This window comes from Streptomyces ortus (assembly GCF_026341275.1).
In the GTDB taxonomy this organism is placed as follows: Bacteria; Actinomycetota; Actinomycetes; order Streptomycetales; family Streptomycetaceae; genus Streptomyces; species Streptomyces ortus.
This window is the reverse complement of the sequence record NZ_JAIFZO010000002.1, coordinates 6,284,118-6,300,518: the sequence shown is the minus strand read 5'-3', so window position 1 is coordinate 6,300,518 and position 16,401 is coordinate 6,284,118. Positions and strand designations below refer to the sequence as shown.

Here is a 16,401-nt window from a genome sequence, read left to right as displayed (position 1 = left end):
ACAGGTGACCGACGCCCAAGAGACCGCAGCAGACAGTTCACTGCGAACCACCGGAGGCGCTCCTCCGGACGACGTCGAACCGGCGCCGATCCCCTTGCTGGAGCCCCGCGACGGAATTCCGCCGGTGATCACCGACGAGGACGCCCTCGCCGAGACGATCGCCGCCTTCGCGGCCGGCACCGGCCCCGTCGCCGTCGACGCCGAGCGGGCGTCCGGCTACCGCTACGGCCAGCGCGCGTATCTGGTGCAACTGCGCCGTGAGGGCGCGGGCACCGCGCTCATCGACCCCGTCGCCTGCCCCGATCTGTCGGGCCTCGGCGAGGCGCTCTCCGGAGTGGAGTGGGTGCTGCACGCGGCCACCCAGGACCTGCCGTGCCTGCGGGAGATAGGTATGGTCCCCACCCGCCTGTTCGACACCGAGCTGGCCGGCCGCCTCGCCGGGTTCCCGCGGGTCGGGCTCGGCGCGATGGTCGAGGGCGTCCTGGGCTTCGTACTGGAGAAGGGGCACTCGGCCGTCGACTGGTCGACCCGCCCGCTGCCCGAGCCGTGGCTGCGCTACGCCGCGCTCGACGTGGAACTCCTCGTCGACCTGCGGGACGCACTGGAGAAGGAACTCGACCGGCAGGGCAAGCTGGAGTGGGCCCGCGAGGAGTTCGACGCGATCGCCTCGGCACCCCCGCCGGAGCCCCGCAAGGACCCGTGGCGCCGCACGTCGGGCATGCACAAGGTGCGCCGCCGCCGGCAGATGGCCGTCGTACGGGAGCTGTGGGAGACCAGGGACCGGGCCGCGCGGCGCCGGGACATCTCGCCGGGCAAGATCCTCGGCGACGGGGCGATCGTCGAGGCCGCGCTGGCCGTACCGGCCAATGTGCACGCGCTCGCCGCGCTGAACGGCTTCGGGCACCGCATGGGCCGGCGCCAGCTGGAGCAGTGGCAGGCGGCCGTGGACCGGGCGAAGGAACTGCCCGACGCCGAGCTGCCGCAGCCGGGCCAGCCGCTGACCGGGCCGCCTCCGCCGCGCGCCTGGGCCGAGAAGGACCCGGCCGCCGCGGCGCGGCTGTCGGCCGCGCGGGCCGCGGTCTCCGCACTGGCGGAGAGCCTGCACATGCCGCAGGAGAACCTGATCACCCCGGACACGGTCCGGCGGGTCTGCTGGGAGCCGCCGTCGACACCGGACGCGGCCTCCGTCGCTGCCGCTCTCGCCGGGTACGGGGCCCGGGCCTGGCAGGTCGCGCAGGTCACGCCCGTACTGGTCGCCGCACTGGCCGCGAAGCCCAAGACCAAGGACTGAGGCTCGGCTTCCACGTGGGGCGCGCGCCGTTCGCCGCGCCCCACGTGAACGCCCCCGAGCGGGCCCTCGCGGCGGAACAGCGACGTCGAGATCACGCCAAGATCCTCGGACGGCAGGCGGACCGGGGCCAGGAGCGCGGGGAACCACGCACCCCTGCGGCAGCGGGCCCGCGGACGCGCCTTTCGAAGGAAGCGGTGAACGGCGCATCCCGCCACCCTGGAAGTGTGACCTTCGCCGCTCCGGGCCGCGGGGCTGGGCAGCTACGTTACTCGTAAGTAGCATGGTTCCTGAGCGCGCGCTCAGCGCATCGCAGTAGTGCAATCCGCATCTGGAGGAGAGCCATCGTGCCTCGTACCGTCAGGGACGTCGTCTTCGTCGACGGCGTCCGCACCCCGTTCGGCAAGGCGGGCCCGAAGGGCATCTACCACGAGACCCGCGCCGACGACCTCGTCGTGAAGGCGATCCGGGAGCTGCTGCGACGCAACCCCGGACTCGACCCGAAGAAGATCGACGAGGTCGCCATCGCCGCGACCACGCAGATCGGCGACCAGGGCCTGACGCTGGGCCGCACGGCCGGCATCCTCGCCGGGCTGCCCCAGTCCGTGCCCGGCTACTCGATCGACCGCATGTGCGCCGGCGCGCTGACCGCCGTGACGACCGCGGCCGGCTCCGTCGCCTTCGGCGCGTACGACGCCGTCATCGCCGGCGGTGTCGAGCACATGGGCCGCCACCCCATGGGCGAGGGCGTCGACCCGAACCCCCGCTTCGTCAGCGACAAGCTCGTCGACGAGTCGGCCCTCTTCATGGGCATGACCGCGGAGAACCTGCACGACCGCTACCCCACGATCACCAAGCTCCGCGCCGACGAGTACGCCGTGCGCTCGCAGGAGAAGGCCGCCAAGGCGTACGCCAACGGCAAGATCCAGCAGGACCTGGTGCCGATCTCGGTGCGCAACACCAACGCGGAGGTCGGTGAGACGGGCTGGGGCCTGGTCACCGCCGACGAGCCGATGCGCCCGGGTACCACCCTGGAGAACCTGGCCGGCCTCAAGACCCCGTTCCGCGTGCACGGCCGGGTCACCGCCGGCAACGCGGCCGGTCTGAACGACGGCGCCACCGCCTCGATCATCGCGTCCGAGGAGTTCGCCCGCGAGCACGACCTGCCCGTACGGATGCGGCTCGTCTCGTACGCCTTCGCGGGCGTCGAGCCGGAGGTCATGGGCTACGGCCCGATCCCGGCCACCGAGAAGGCCCTCGCGAAGGCCGGTCTGTCGATCGAGGACATCAACCTCTTCGAGATCAACGAGGCCTTCGCCGTCCAGGTCCTCGCGTTCCTGGAGCACTACGGCATCGCCGACGACGACACGCGCGTCAACCAGTACGGCGGCGCCATCGCGTACGGCCACCCGCTGGCCTCCTCCGGCGTCCGGCTGATGACGCAGCTGGCCCGCCAGTTCGAGGAGCAGCCGGAGGTCCGTTACGGCCTCACCACCATGTGCGTCGGCTTCGGCATGGGCGCCACGGTGATCTGGGAGAACCCGCACCACAAGGACGCCGGAGGCGACAAGTGAGCACCACTGAACTCCTGAAGGGCGCAGCGGAGCTGTTCCCCGACGAGGTCGTGACGTCGGCGCACGTACGCCACCTCGACCTGCCGTTCGGCGCCGGGCGCTTCGCGCTCGTCACGCTGGACAACGGCTTCGACCACACCAAGCCGACCACCTTCGGCCCGGCCTCGCTGGCGAACCTCGACGCCGCGATCGACCAGGTGGAGAAGGAGGCCTCGGCCGGCGAGATCGTCGGTGTCGGCGTCACCGGCAAGCCGTTCATCTTCGCCGTCGGCGCGGACCTGAAGGGCGTCGAGCTGCTCAAGGAGCACAAGGACGCGCTCGCCATCGGCAAGGGCGGCCACGAGGTCTTCAAGCGGCTGTCCGCACTCGCGGTGCCGACCTTCGCGTACTACAACGGCGCGGCCATGGGCGGCGGTGTCGAGGTCGGTCTGCACTGCAGCTACCGCACGGTGTCCGCGTCCCTGCCCGCCTTCTCGCTCCCCGAGGTCTTCCTCGGTCTGGTGCCCGGCTGGGGCGGCTGCGCCCTGCTGCCGAACCTGATCGGCGCCGACAAGGCCGTCTCGGTGATCATCGAGAACTCGCTCAACCAGAACAAGCAGCTCAAGGGCGTGCAGGTCTACGAGCTGGGGATCGCCGACGCGCTCTTCGAGGGCGCGGACTTCCTTGAGCAGTCGCTGATCTGGACGGCGTCCGTCCTCAAGGGCGAGATCGTCGTCGACCGCCCGGTCATCGACCGCGGCGAGGCCTGGGACCAGGCCGTCGCCAAGGGCCGCTTCATCGCGGACAGCAAGGTGCACGGGGCGGCCCCGGCCGCGTACCGCGCGCTCGACATCATCGCCGCCGCGAAGAACGGCGACCTGCAGCAGGGCTTCGACGCCGAGGACAAGGCGCTCGCCGACCTGATCATGGGCGGTGAACTGCGCTCCGGCATCTACGCGTTCAACCTCGTGCAGAAGCGCGGCAAGCGTCCCGCCGGGGCCCCGGACAAGTCCCTCGCGCGTCCGGTCACCAAGGTCGGTGTCGTCGGCGCCGGTCTGATGGCCTCGCAGCTCGCCCTGCTCTTCCTGCGCCGCCTTGAGGTGCCGGTCGTGCTGACCGACATCGACCAGGAGCGGGTCGACAAGGGTGTGGGCTACGTCCACGCCGAGATCGACAAGCTGCTCGGCAAGGGCCGCGTCAACCAGGACAAGGCCAACCGCCTGAAGGCCCTCGTCACGGGCGTCCTGGACAAGGCCGAGGGCTTCTCCGACGCCGACTTCGTCATCGAGGCCGTCTTCGAGGAGATCGGCGTCAAGCAGCAGGTGTTCGCGGAGGTCGAGGCGGTCGCCCCGGCGCACGCGATCCTCGCCACCAACACCTCCTCGCTGTCGGTGACCGAGATGGCGTCGAAGCTCAAGCACCCCGAGCGGGTCGTGGGCTTCCACTTCTTCAACCCGGTCGCGGTCCTGCCGCTCCTGGAGATCGTGCGGGGCGAGGCGACGGACGACGCCTCGCTCGCGACCGCCTTCGGTGTCGCCAAGAAGCTGAAGAAGACCGCGGTCCTGGTGAAGGACGCCCCGGCGTTCGTCGTCAACCGCATCCTCACCCGCTTCATGGGAGAGATCCAGAACGTCATCGACGAGGGCACGCCGGTCGCGGTCGCCGAGAAGGCGGTCGAACCGCTGGGGCTGCCGATGTCTCCGCTGGTCCTTCTCGAACTGGTCGGTCCCGCGATCGGTCTGCACGTCTCCGAGACGCTCCACCGGGCCTTCCCGGACCGCTTCACGGTCTCGCCGAACCTGGCGGCGGTCGTGAAGGCGGGCAAGCGGGGCTTCTACGTGTACGACTCCGGGAAGCCGGAGCTGGACCCGGAGGTCGCGGCGCTGCTGCGGCAGGGCGATGTCGTCCTGAGCGAGGAGCAGGTCCGTGCTCGCGTCCTCGACGCCGTCGCTCAGGAGATCGGGCTCATGCTCGACGAGGGGGTCGTGGCCGAGGCGCAGGACATCGACCTGTGCCTGATCACGGGTGCGGGGTGGCCGTTCCACCTGGGCGGCATCACGCCGTACCTGGACCGCGAGGGCGTCTCCCAGCGCGTGAACGGCAAGCCGTTCCTGGCACCGGGAGTGGCGTCGGTCCCGGCGTAGGGCTTCCTCGCCCCCGCCGCCCCTACCCGTTCCCGTCCACGCATGGGGGCGCTGCCCCCGAACCCCCGGTCCTCAAACGCCGGACGGGCTGGATTTCCAGCCCGTCCGGCGTTCGAGGACGAGCGCGCAGCGCGACAGGGGGCGAGGGTAGGGGCGGCGGGGGCGGCTAAACGCTTTGCCAGGCTTCGAGTGCCAGGCCCGGTTCCGGTTTGCGGTGGGTGAGGAGCAGGGCTCCCGTGGACGGCGCCAGGGACGCCGCGACCACCCGCCCCGCCGCGTCCTCCGCCAGCGACACCCCCGCGTCAGCGGGAAGCTGCGGACCCGAGTCCGTCCACCACGCCCCCGCCGTCTCCTGCTCCGTGGGATACGCCGCGAAGGCGACCCGCCCACCCGACGACCGCTGCGCGAGCAGCGTGCAGTCGACCCCGTCGAGCGTGCACCGGATCGCGGACACCGGCCCGGGCCCGGCGCACCGGAGGAGTTCGGCCGGTTCAGCGCCGGCCCGCCACGCGCACACCATGTCGTTGTCGTCCGTGTAGAAAAGCGTCACGTGTTCGTCGGAGGTGGCCAGGGCCCGGAGGGTGCCCGGCCGGACCCCCGCCTTCAGCGGCTCCTCGTCGAGCGCGGGGATGTGACCGGGCCCGGCCTGCGTCCAGCGCAGGATGCCGGCCGGCGTGGCCGCGTACAGCTCCACGAGTCCGGACACGCGGGTGACGGCGGCGAGTTCGCCGGTGACCTCGCGGCCCTTGAGGTCGCGCCAGGGGCCCCAGCCGCCGCGCTCCTTCTGGCCGCGCATGCTGACCCCGCCGCCCCTGTTGCGTACGAAGACGTGCGCGCGGCCCTCGGCGTCCACCGTGACGGCCGGTACGCCGGTCTGCGCGCCCTTCGTGTTGGGGTGTCCGAGCCGTTCCCAGTCGAGCGCGGCGAGGTGCGGCCGGAAGTGGGTGGAGTGGACGAGGCCCGCCTCGTCGGCGCCCGTCGGACGCCAGGAGACCAGGTGGGCGTAGTCGTCGGCGCCCTGGCCGACGGCGAGCACCGGGTGGAGGCGCTGGTCGCCGCCGACGGGGCGGGGGGCCACCCAGGGGCCGCCGGGACGCTGCTCGGCCCAGCACCACACCGCTTCGTCCGTCGGAGCGTAGGCGCTGAGTCTGCCGTCCCGGCCCCGTATGAGCCAGCTGCCGTTGAGTGTGCGGGCCATTGACACTCCCCCACTCTAATCGGGCCGGGTGATCGCCCTCCGTGCGACCCTGGCCGTATGGACGCTGCCCCGCTAGTGATCGTCGACGCCGCCAACGTGGTGGGGTCCGTCCCCGACGGCTGGTGGCGCGACCGCCGGGGTGCCGCGGAGCGCGTACGGGACCTGCTCGTCCCGTACGCGGCCGAAGGCCTCCCGGGCCTCCCGGGGCCCCTGGAGCTGGTCCTCGTGGTCGAGGGCGGCGCCCGCGGGGTGACGTCCGTGCCGGGCGTCCGGGTCGAGGCGGCGCCCGGCAGCGGGGACGACCGGATCGTGGAGCTGGTGGCCGAACACCCGGACCGTGCGCGCCTGGTGGTCACGGCGGACCGGGAACTGCGGCGCAGGGTGACGGAGTTGGGCGCCGAGGTCACGGGCCCGCGGACCGTACGCCCGTGACCTCGCGGTCCGCCCGTGATCCCGTGCCCGCCCCTAGGGGGTTTCGGCCGCCTTCTTGTCCCGGGCGAGGCGGCTGTGCGAGCGGCCGTACAGGAAGTAGACGAGGAAGCCGAGGGCCATCCAGATCGCGAACCGCAGCCAGGTCTCGGCCGGCAGGTTCAGCATCAGCCACAGCGAGGCCGCGACGGAGACGATCGGCAGGATCGGGACCAGCGGGGTACGGAAGGCGCGGGGCAGGTCCGGGCGGGTGCGGCGCAGGATGATCACGCCGACCGCGACGACGACGAACGCGAACAGCGTGCCGATGTTCACCAGCTCGGCCAGCTCGCTCAGGCTGGTGAAGCCGGCCACGATCGCGATGATCACGCCGAGCAGGATGGTCGGCCGGTGCGGGGTCCGGAAGCGCGGGTGGACGTGCGAGAAGAAGCGCGGCAGCAGTCCGTCGCGGCTCATCGCGAAGAAGACCCGGGTCTGGCCGAGCAGCAGGATCATGCAGACGGTCGTGAGGCCGACGGCGGCGCCGAAGCTGATGAAGCCCGCGTACCAGGGATGCCCGGTGGCCTTGAAGGCGTCGGCGAGCGGGGCGTCCACGGACAGCTCGGTGTAGTGCTGCATGCCGGTCACGACGACCGACACCGCCACGTACAGCGTCGTACAGATGAGCAGGGAGCCGAGGATGCCGCGGGGCATGTCCCGCTGGGGGTTCTTCGTCTCCTCGGCGGCCGTGGCCACGACGTCGAAGCCGATGAAGGCGAAGAAGACGACGGAGGCGGCGGTGAAGATGCCCATCACGCCGAAGTTCGAGGGGGCCCAGCCGAACATCAGCTGGATGAGCGGCGAGTCGAGACCGCTGCCCGCCTCCACGGGCTTCGCCTTCGGGACGAACGGGTCGTAGTTGTCACCCTTGACGAAGAAGGCACCGGCGATGATCACGACGAGGACGACGGTCACCTTGATGGCGACCACGACGGTGGTGACCCGCGCGGAGAGCTTCGTACCCACCACGAGGATGCCGGTGAGCACCAGGACGAGGGCGGCGGCGAGGATGTCGAAGCCGAAGCCGTCGGCCCCCTCCCTGCCGCTGAGCGCCGCGGGCAGGTGCCAGCCCGCGTTGTCGAGCAGCGAGGCGATGTAGCCGGACCAGCCGACCGCGACCACCGCGGTGCCGAGCGCGAACTCCAGCACGAGGTCCCAGCCGATGATCCAGGCGGGCAGTTCGCCGAGGGAGGCGTACGAGAAGGTGTACGCGGAGCCGGCCACCGGGACCGTGGACGCGAACTCGGCGTAGCAGAGCGCAGCGAGCGCGCAGACGACCCCGGCCACCACGAAGGCCAGGGCGACGGCGGGGCCGGCGTTGTTCTTGGCGACCGTGCCGGTGAGGACGAAGATGCCGGTGCCGATGATGACACCGACGCCGAAGACGGTCAGATCCAGGGCGGACAGGGATTTCTTGAGCGCGTGCTCCGGTTCCTCGGTGTCCTGGATGGACTGCTCGATCTTCTTCGTCCTGAAGAGGGTGTTGCTCACGGGCGTACCTCCCACGCTTGTCGTCCTCGACATGATCGAGAGGCGGTGTGGTCCGTCTGCCCCGGCTCGGGCGTGTTAACGCGAATGGGCCGGTTCCACCACCGTAAAGGGTGCTGGAACCGGCCCACTCGGGCGTGTCTCAGTCGCGGGCGGGTTCCGGTGTGGCGTGGGCCTGGTCGTACCTGCCGTCGAGCTTGGAGACGAGCCCGGTGACCTGCCGGGCGATGTCCGGCGCGGTCAGTCCGATCTCGGCCATGACCTCCTTGCGGGAGGCGTGGTCGAGGAAGCGCGGCGGGATGCCGAAGTCGCGCAGGGGCACGTCCACCCCGGCGTCGCGCAGGGCCTGGGCGACCGCCGAGCCGACGCCGCCGACGCGGGAGTTGTCCTCGACGGTGACGACCACGCGGTGCCGCTCGGCGAGCGGAGCCATGGCCTCGTCGACGGGCTTGACCCAGCGGGGGTCGACGACGGTGGTGGAGATGCCCTGCTGGTCTAGGAGGCCGGCGATCTCCAGGCACATGGGCGCCAGCGCGCCGACCGAGACGAGGAGCACGTCCGGGGTGTCGGTGCCGGGCTCGCGCAGGACGTCCATGCCGCCGACGCGGCCCACTGCCGGTACGGCCGGGCCGACCGCGCCCTTGGAGAAGCGGACCACGGTCGGCGCGTCCGTGACCTGGACGGCCTCGCGCAGCTGGGCGCGGACCTGGTCGGCGTCGCGGGGCGCGGCGAGCCTGAGGCCCGGTACGACCTGGAGGATCGACATGTCCCACATGCCGTTGTGGGAGGCGCCGTCGGTGCCGGTGACACCGGCCCGGTCGAGCACGAAGGTGACGCCGCACTTGTGCAGGGCCACGTCCATCAGGACCTGGTCGAAGGCGCGGTTGAGGAAGGTCGCGTAGACCGCGAAGACGGGGTGCAGTCCGCCGGTGGCGAGGCCCGCGGCGGAGACGGCGCCGTGCTGCTCGGCGATACCGACGTCGTAGATGCGGTGCGGGAAGGCGTCCGCGAACTTCTTCAGGCCGACCGGCTGCAGCATGGCCGCCGTGATCGCGACGATGTCCTCGCGCTCCTTGCCGAGCGCGACCATCTCGTCGCCGAAGACGGAGGTCCAGTCGGCGCCCGAGACCTTGACGGGCAGGCCCGTGTCGGGGTGGATGGGGCCGATGCCGTGGAAGCGGTCGGCCTCGTCGCTGAGGGCGGGCTGGTAGCCGCGGCCCTTCTCGGTGAGGCAGTGCACGATGACCGGGCCGCCGAAGCGCTTGGCGCGGGCGAGCGCGGACTCCAGGGCCTCCATGTCGTGCCCGTCGATGGGCCCGACGTACTTCAGGCCGAGGTCCTCGAACATGCCCTGCGGGGCGATGAAGTCCTTGAGGCCCTTCTTGGCGCCGTGCAGGGTCTCGTAGAGGGGCCTGCCGACGACGGGAGTGCGCTCCAGGAGGTCCTTGCCGCGGGCCAGGAAGCGCTCGTAGCCGTCGGTGGTGCGCAGGGTCGCCAGGTGGTTCGCGAGGCCGCCGATGGTCGGCGCGTACGACCGCTCGTTGTCGTTGACGACGATGACGAGCGGGCGGTCCTTGGCGTCGGCGATGTTGTTCAGCGCCTCCCAGGCCATGCCGCCGGTGAGCGCCCCGTCGCCGATGACGGCGACCACGTGGTCGTCCTTGCGCAGCACCTCGTTGGCCTTGGCGAGTCCGTCGGCCCAGCCGAGGACCGTGGAGGCGTGGCTGTTCTCGATGACGTCGTGCTCGGACTCGGCCTGGGACGGGTAGCCGGACAGGCCGCCCTTCATCTTGAGCTTCGAGAAGTCCTGGCGGCCCGTGAGCAGCTTGTGGACGTAGGACTGGTGTCCGGTGTCCCACAGGATCCGGTCCTTGGGAGACTCGAAGACCCGGTGCAGGGCGAGGGTCAGCTCGACGACACCGAGGTTGGGGCCGAGGTGGCCGCCGGTCTTGGACACCGCGTCGACGAGGAAGGTCCTGATCTCGTCCGCGAGCTGGTCCAGCTGCTCCAGGCTGAGCCGGTCCAGATCGCGCGGTCCCTTGATGCGGGTCAGCAGCGGCACCCGTGCCTCCTTGCGTGCGGTAGAGCTATCGAGCTGTTGCCGGGCCTGTCGAGTCTAATGTTCCGTCTTTCCCGGCGGCGCCGGGGCTGTGGGTCGTACATCACGCTTTCGGCCGTACATCATCTCGCCCGCCGACTCCCCCACCAAACGCCCCAAGCAACACAAAAGTGCCCGGCACCTGTGAAGGCACCGGGCACTCGAGCGCCCCAAGAGGGCGCGGGGCTGTGACATGTGCGGCTCCGCCGCGGGGCGCGACCAGCCACGACGCACCCGCGGCTACCCACCGACGGGCAGTCCCGGCTCAGCCGCGCAGCCGCAGAACCGTTATGCGCGCCCCGCGGTCTTCTGCGTCTTGCGCGTGATCGAGTCGATGACAACCGTGGCCAGAAGCACACCACCGGTGATCATGTACTGGACCGGCGTGGCGATGCCCTCCAGGGCGAGGCCGTACTGGATCGAGGTGATCACCATGACACCGAGCAGCGCGTTCCAGGTGCGGCCCCGGCCACCGAAGAGGCTGGTGCCACCGATGACGGCCGCCGCGATGACGTTCATCAGGAGGTCACCCGCACCGGCGCTCTGGTTGGCCGCGGCGATCTTCGAGGCCCAGAACAGACCGCCGACGGCGGCGAAGAAGCCCGCCAGGGCGAAGACCGAGACGCGGACCGCGGTGACGTTGATACCGGCACGGCGGGACGCCTCGACGCTGCCGCCGAGCGCGAAGATCTTGCGTCCGTAGCTCGTGCGGCGCAGTACGAAGTCGCTGATGACCAGGACCAGGACGAACAGCAGCAGCGCCAGCGGCAGGCCCTTGTACTGGTTGAACATGATCGCGGCGGCGAACGCCACGACCGCGAGCAGGGCCGTGCGCATGATCAGGTCGCCCAGCGGCCGGGACGGGATGCCCGCGGCCTCGCGGCGGCGGCTGTCCAGGAAGCTGGTGACGAAGAAGAGCACCACGGCGACCAGAGCGAGGCCGTAGGCGGCGGCGACGTCCGAGAAGTAGTACGTGGTCAGCTTGCCGACCACGCCGTCGCCGTCGATGTTGATGGTGCCGTTCTCGCCCAGGATCTGGAGCATGAAGCCGAGCCAGAACAGCAGTCCCGCCAGGGTGACCGCGAAGGCGGGGGCGCCGATCCGGGCGAAGAAGAAGCCGTGGAGCGCGCCGATGGCCGCACCGCTCACGAGAGCGATGAGGACGGCCAGCCACTCGTTGACGCCGTGCGTGACGCTCAGTACGGCGGTGATGGCACCCGCCACACCGCTGACCGAGCCGACCGACAGGTCGATCTCGCCGAGCAGCAGCACGAAGATGATGCCGACCGACATCATGCCGGTGGCGACCATCGCGACGGCGATGTTGTTGAGGTTCTCGGCGGAGAGGAAGGCCGAGTTCAGGCTCTGGAAGATGATGCAGATGGCGATGAGGCCGAGGACGACCGGGACGGAGCCCAGGTCACCGCCCTTCATCTTGCGCTTGAACTCGCCGACGTAGCCGGCCAGGCCCTGCTCGCGCACGAGCAGCCTGGGGTCGACCACGGTCACCGCGTCGGCGGCGGCCTCGGGGTTCGCTACGGCGTGCTCGTCCGTGCTGGCGGAGGTCTTGTCGATGCTCACTTCTGAGCCTCCCCGTTGCTGCGCGCCGCACGGCGGGTCACGGCGTTGTCCGTGGCACCGGTGATGGCGGAGATGATCTCTTCCTGCGAGGTCGCCTTGACCTCGAAGACGCCGTTGTTGCGGCCGAGCCTGAGCACGGCCACCTTGTCGGCGACGGCCTTCACATCGGCCATGTTGTGGCTGATGAGCAGGACGGCGTGGCCGCGCTCGCGCAGCCGCTCGACCAGGTCGAGGACCTGGGCGGTCTGCTCGACACCGAGGGCCGCGGTGGGCTCGTCGAGGATGACCAGCTTGGGCTCGCCGAGCATGGAGCGGGCGATGGCCACGGTCTGGCGCTGACCGCCGGAGAGCGAGGCGATCGGGATGCGCACGCTGGGGATGCGGATCGACAGCGTCTGGAGCAGTTCGCGTGAGCGGCGCTCCATCTCGACCTCGTCCAGGATGCCGCGCTTCTTCAGCTCACGGCCCAGGTAGAGGTTGCCGACGACGTCGATGTTGTCGCACAGCGCGAGGTCCTGGTAGACGGTCGCGACACCCAGGTGCTGGGCGTCGTGCGGCTTGTTGATCTGGACGGCCTTGCCGTCCCATTCGATGACACCCTCGTCGATCGGGTGCACGCCGGCGATCGTTTTCACCAGCGTGGACTTTCCGGCGCCGTTGTCGCCGACCAGGGCGACCACCTCACCGGCGTGGACCTCAAGCTCTACGTCGGTGAGCGCCTGAACGGCACCGAATCGCTTCGAGACCCCGCGCAACGCCAGAACAGGCGTAGCGGACACGTTAACCATCTCCTTCGCCGCCTGACCCGGCGGGAGGTTGTGCAAAGAGTTTTCGGGGGGAGGAAGTGTTCCTTCCGGCGCCCCGCCCTGGCTGCGGGGCTGGTGATTGCGGGGCGCCGGAGGGGCTTCTGGTACGACCGTCCCTCATGGACCGCGTTCTCGCGGACCACAGGCCCGTACGGGAATTCAGTGGACCGAATTCCCGTACACGGTAAGGGACTTGTCGTTGCCTACTTCACGCCGGCCTTGTCACAGGCGGCCTTGAACTTGGCGGTGCAGATCTCGTCCACCGTGTAGATGGCGTCCTTGATCACGGTGTCGTTGATGTTGGCCTTGGTCAGGGAGATGACCGGGACCAGCACCGACGGGACACCCTTGGTGGTGGGGCTGTCGACCGAGTCCTTGGCGATGGAGTCGAGCTTCTCGCCCTTGGCGAGGGCGACGGCCATCTGCGCGGCGACGTCCGCCTCCTGCGGGTAGGGCTTGTAGACGCTCATGAACTGCTCACCGGAGACGATGCGCTGCACACCCGCGAGCTCGGCGTCCTGGCCGGTCACGGGCGGCAGCGGGGAGACGCCCGCGGCCTTGAGGGCGGTGATGATACCGCCGGCCATGCCGTCGTTGGCGGAGTAGACGCCGACGATCTTGGTCTTGCCGATCGCCGAGATGGCACCTTCCATGTTGGCGTTGGCGTTCTCCGGCTTCCACTCCTTCGTGTCGTACGACTTGGCGATGTCCACCTTGCCGTCGAGCTCGGAGAGGGCGCCCTTCTTGAAGAGGGCGGCGTTCGGGTCGGTGACCGCGCCGTTCATCATGACGATCTTCGCGGAGGGCTTGGCCTTGTCGCCCAGGGCCTCCAGGAGCGCCTTGCCCTGGACGCGGCCGACCTCTTCGTTGTCGAAGGAGGTGTAGGCGTCGATCGGGCCCTCGGCGAGGCGGTCGTACGCGACGACGGGGATGCCGGCGTCCTTGGCCTTCTTCACGCCGTTGGCGATGGCCTTGGAGTCCACCGCGTCCACGATCAGCACGTCCACCTTGTTGGTGATCATCGTGTCGACCTGCTGGGACTGCGTGGTGGCGTCCTGCTTGGCGTTGGCGTAGACGATCTCGCCCTTGTCGTTCGTGAGCTCCTTGACCTTCTTCTCGATCAGGGGCTTGTCGAACTTCTCGTACCGCGCGGTCTGGTTCTCCGGAAGGAGGAGGCCGACCTTGATGTTGTCGCCCTTGGCGGCGGACTTCGTGGAGTCGCTCTTGTCGCCGGACTCCTCGGCGCTGCCACAGGCAGCCAGCGAGACGGCCATCGCACCAGCGGCAACGGCAAAGGCGGCGCGACGCATACGCGTGTTCACTTCAGAAACCTCCCTGACGAGGCCGCGACGTTGCGGCCGAGGTGGCTGGAAGTCAACTCGGCCGCACGTGCGACGTCAAGAAGTAAATCCTTAACGGAATGGCAACGCTGCCATCCGTTCTCTAAGTGAAGGCAGGTGATACGGCAGTGAGCGATCCATCCAAAAGGGTCGAATCGCCCATCTCGCCGAGTGCGAGGGCGAGCGCCCCGAGGACCTCCGCCCGACCGCCAAGTGCCCCTGGCAGAACGGATAGTTGGCGCGCCGCACTGGGGATCGCATAGCGGCCGACGGACTCCCTGATGGGTCCCAGCACGAGCTCACCGGCCTCGGCGAGATCACCGCCGAGAACCACCCGGCTCGGATTGAGCAGGTTGCACAGGTTCGCCACTCCACTGCCGATATGTCGGCCGACGTCGGCGATCACCCGACGGCAGCCAGGGTCTCCGTCCCGCGCCAGCCGTACGACACCTTCCATGGTCAGATCCGTGCCGTGGCTGGACTGGAGGAGCGGCAGCACATAGCGCGCCGCCGCGAAGGTCTCCAGGCAGCCGCGGTTCCCGCAGCGGCAGACGGGGCCGGACTCATCAAGAGTAATATGCCCGATTTCTCCCGCCGTGCCACCCGGGCCGCGGTAGATCTTGCTGTTGATCACCAGCCCGGCGCCGACACCGCTGGCCACCTTGATGTACGCCAGGTCCCTGACGCCCCTGCCGCTCCCCCAGACGAGTTCCCCGAGGGCCCCGAGGTTGGCGTCGTTGTCGACGTGCACGGGGACCCCCAGACGCCCCTGGAGCTCCTCCGCGGGCTTCGTGCCGGTCCAGCCCGGCAGGATCGCGGTGGAGCCGAGCGTCCCGGACTCCACGTCGATCGGTCCCGGCACGCCGAGACCCACCCCGGCGACCTTCGAACGGTCCACCCCGGTGGCTTCGATCAGGCGGTTGACCAGCTGTTCCGCCCGGTCGAAGCCCTGCGCGGCGGACGCGTCCACATCGAGCGGCTCGGACTCCTCGGCCAGCACCTGGTGGGCGAGGTTGCCGACCGCGACCCGCAGATGCGTATGGCCGAAGTCGACGCCGATGACGATGCCGGCGTCGCCGCTGAGGCTGACGCTGCGGGCCCTTCGGCCGCCCGCCGAGGTGGGCGTGACCTCGACCGTTCCGCCGTCCTTCAGCTCGCGCACGATGTTGGAGACCGTGGCCGCGGACAGGCCCGTCGTCCTCGCGATCTCCGCCTGCGTGAGCGACCCGGCCAGGCGCACCGCGCGTACGACCCGTTCGAGATTGGCTCGGTGCAGCGACGACTGCGACCCCGGAGTCTCCACGACGACCTCCTGCGTACGGGGTCGCCTCGGTGAGACCCCGTCTATGTCCAACTAGTGAACTCTAAGCTGAGCCGTTGGGGTCGCCTCCCGTCAAGAGGTTGAGCAAGGAAGGGGCGTGCGGGCGCCCGTGCCGCGAGGGTGGCCCCGGCTCCATTCCGGGACCACCCTCGCAAACCGAACCGATGCCCCCCGCCGCTACTTGAGCGCCCCGGCGGTGAGCCCCTGCACGACCTGGCGCTGGAAGACGATGTACGCGGCGAGCACCGGCAGCATCGCCATCACGAGGCCCGCGAAGAGGCCGGACCAGTCGCCCTTGTAGCCCTGGCTGACGGCGAGCTGGACCAGGCCCTGGGTGAGCACCTTGTTCTCCGGCTCGGTGTTGAGCACCGTCGGCAGCAGGTACTGGTTCCACTGCCCCAGGAAGTTGAAGATCGTGATGCTGATCAGGCCGGGCTTGGCCATCGGCAGCATCACCTGGAAGAACGTCCTGGTGTGCGAGGCGCCGTCCACGAAGGCCGCCTCCGCCACCGAGGTCGGCAGGGTGCGGAAGAAGGACGTCATGAAGAACACGGTGAACGGCAGCGAGTAGCCGATGTAGACCAGGATCAGTCCGGGCAGCGTGTTCAGCAGCGAGAGGTTCTGCATGACGTAGAACAGCGGGACCAGCGCCAGGATGATCGGGAAGCTCATCCCTCCGATGAAGAGGAAGTAGATGAAGCGGTTCCCGGGGAACTCGAAGCGCGCGAGGACGTACGCCGCCATGGAGCCCAGCAGCATGGTGCCCAGGAGCGAGAACCCCACCACGATGATCGTGTTGAGGAAGTAGTCGCTCATGTTCGCCGAGGTCCAGGCGCGCGACCAGTTGTCGAAGTGCAGCGTCTCGGGCAGCGACCAGGGCGAGCTGAAGATCTCCTTGTCCGTCTTGAAGGAGGTCATCACCGCCCAGAGCAGCGGCATCGCGACCATGAACGCCCAGAGGATCAGGAAGCCGTGCGAGAAGACGTTGAGGGTCCTGCCGGTGGTCTTCTCCCGCGGCGCGGCCGGGGGCGCCGTCTTGGCGACGGGTGGCCGCTCCCCCGTGGTGTCGGCGGGAGGCGTGTCGGTCGTCTTCATGCGTGGCCTCCTCGCGGCTCG

The 16,401-nt window shown here is 69.9% G+C and carries 12 protein-coding genes; 4 read left to right on the top strand and 8 right to left on the bottom strand.

The features are described from left to right. Nucleotides 1-4 precede the first annotated feature (4 nt). The 3 genes from K3769_RS30950 (at nucleotide 5) to K3769_RS30940 (ending at nucleotide 4,985) form a co-directional block, all read left to right on the top strand. Entirely contained in the window at nucleotides 5-1,291 is a 1,287-nt protein-coding gene (locus tag K3769_RS30950) for a ribonuclease D (RefSeq protein ID WP_267029547.1), read from the top strand. Nucleotides 1,292-1,635: 344 nt separating this feature from the next. Then, nucleotides 1,636-2,862 (top strand): thiolase family protein, encoded by a 1,227-nt coding sequence (locus K3769_RS30945; RefSeq protein ID WP_267029546.1) that lies wholly within the window; start codon nucleotides 1,636-1,638, stop codon nucleotides 2,860-2,862. Beyond that, the gene (locus K3769_RS30940; protein ID WP_267029545.1) at nucleotides 2,859-4,985 is read left to right on the top strand and encodes a 3-hydroxyacyl-CoA dehydrogenase NAD-binding domain-containing protein; all 2,127 of its coding nucleotides are present in this window, start codon (nucleotides 2,859-2,861) and stop codon (nucleotides 4,983-4,985) included. Before K3769_RS30945 ends, K3769_RS30940 begins: the two co-directional genes overlap by 4 nt. A 166-nt stretch (nucleotides 4,986-5,151) precedes the next feature. Here the strand turns inward: K3769_RS30940 and K3769_RS30935 are convergent, their stop codons facing one another. Continuing rightward, nucleotides 5,152-6,183, bottom strand: a complete 1,032-nt coding sequence (locus tag K3769_RS30935; protein ID WP_267029544.1) for a PLL family lectin — start codon at nucleotides 6,181-6,183, stop codon at nucleotides 5,152-5,154. 57 nt (nucleotides 6,184-6,240) lie between these two features. Between K3769_RS30935 and K3769_RS30930 the strand changes: the two genes are divergently transcribed. Next, a complete protein-coding gene (locus K3769_RS30930) occupies nucleotides 6,241-6,615 on the top strand; it encodes a PIN domain-containing protein (RefSeq protein WP_267029543.1) in 375 nt (124 codons plus the stop codon). 33 nt (nucleotides 6,616-6,648) lie between these two features. On the opposite strand, the gene K3769_RS30925 is transcribed toward K3769_RS30930, so the two are convergent. From K3769_RS30925 to K3769_RS30895, 7 genes are all read right to left on the bottom strand, one after another. After that, nucleotides 6,649-8,142: an amino acid permease gene (locus tag K3769_RS30925; RefSeq protein ID WP_267029542.1), complete on the bottom strand. Its 1,494-nt coding sequence runs from the start codon at nucleotides 8,140-8,142 to the stop codon at nucleotides 6,649-6,651. 139 nt (nucleotides 8,143-8,281) lie between these two features. Further along, on the bottom strand, nucleotides 8,282-10,201 hold the full coding sequence (gene dxs / locus K3769_RS30920; protein WP_267029541.1) for a 1-deoxy-D-xylulose-5-phosphate synthase: 1,920 nt from the start codon (nucleotides 10,199-10,201) through the stop codon (nucleotides 8,282-8,284). A gap of 324 nt (nucleotides 10,202-10,525) precedes the next feature. After that, complete coding sequence (locus K3769_RS30915; protein ID WP_267029540.1) at nucleotides 10,526-11,818, bottom strand: sugar ABC transporter permease; 1,293 nt, start codon at nucleotides 11,816-11,818, stop codon at nucleotides 10,526-10,528. Next, entirely contained in the window at nucleotides 11,815-12,606 is a 792-nt protein-coding gene (locus tag K3769_RS30910) for an ATP-binding cassette domain-containing protein (protein ID WP_189777611.1), read from the bottom strand. The genes K3769_RS30915 and K3769_RS30910 overlap by 4 nt, the downstream gene beginning before the upstream one ends. A 221-nt stretch (nucleotides 12,607-12,827) precedes the next feature. Beyond that, nucleotides 12,828-13,934: an ABC transporter substrate-binding protein gene (locus tag K3769_RS30905; protein ID WP_267031610.1), complete on the bottom strand. Its 1,107-nt coding sequence runs from the start codon at nucleotides 13,932-13,934 to the stop codon at nucleotides 12,828-12,830. A gap of 133 nt (nucleotides 13,935-14,067) precedes the next feature. After that, a complete protein-coding gene (locus K3769_RS30900; RefSeq protein ID WP_267029539.1) occupies nucleotides 14,068-15,267 on the bottom strand; it encodes an ROK family transcriptional regulator in 1,200 nt (399 codons plus the stop codon). A gap of 195 nt (nucleotides 15,268-15,462) precedes the next feature. Further along, nucleotides 15,463-16,380 (bottom strand): carbohydrate ABC transporter permease, encoded by a 918-nt coding sequence (locus K3769_RS30895; RefSeq protein ID WP_267029538.1) that lies wholly within the window; start codon nucleotides 16,378-16,380, stop codon nucleotides 15,463-15,465. Between the last annotated feature and the right edge of the window lie 21 nt (nucleotides 16,381-16,401).

Coding starts and splice junctions, on each gene's coding strand:
- K3769_RS30910 (WP_189777611.1), bottom strand. CDS start 12,606: ATGGTTAACGTGTCCGCTACGCCTGTTCTGGCGTTGCGCGGGGTCTCG.
- K3769_RS30895 (WP_267029538.1), bottom strand. CDS start 16,380: ATGAAGACGACCGACACGCCTCCCGCCGACACCACGGGGGAGCGGCCA.
- K3769_RS30930 (WP_267029543.1), top strand. CDS start 6,241: ATGGACGCTGCCCCGCTAGTGATCGTCGACGCCGCCAACGTGGTGGGG.
- K3769_RS30935 (WP_267029544.1), bottom strand. CDS start 6,183: ATGGCCCGCACACTCAACGGCAGCTGGCTCATACGGGGCCGGGACGGC.
- K3769_RS30905 (WP_267031610.1), bottom strand. CDS start 13,934: ATGCGTCGCGCCGCCTTTGCCGTTGCCGCTGGTGCGATGGCCGTCTCG.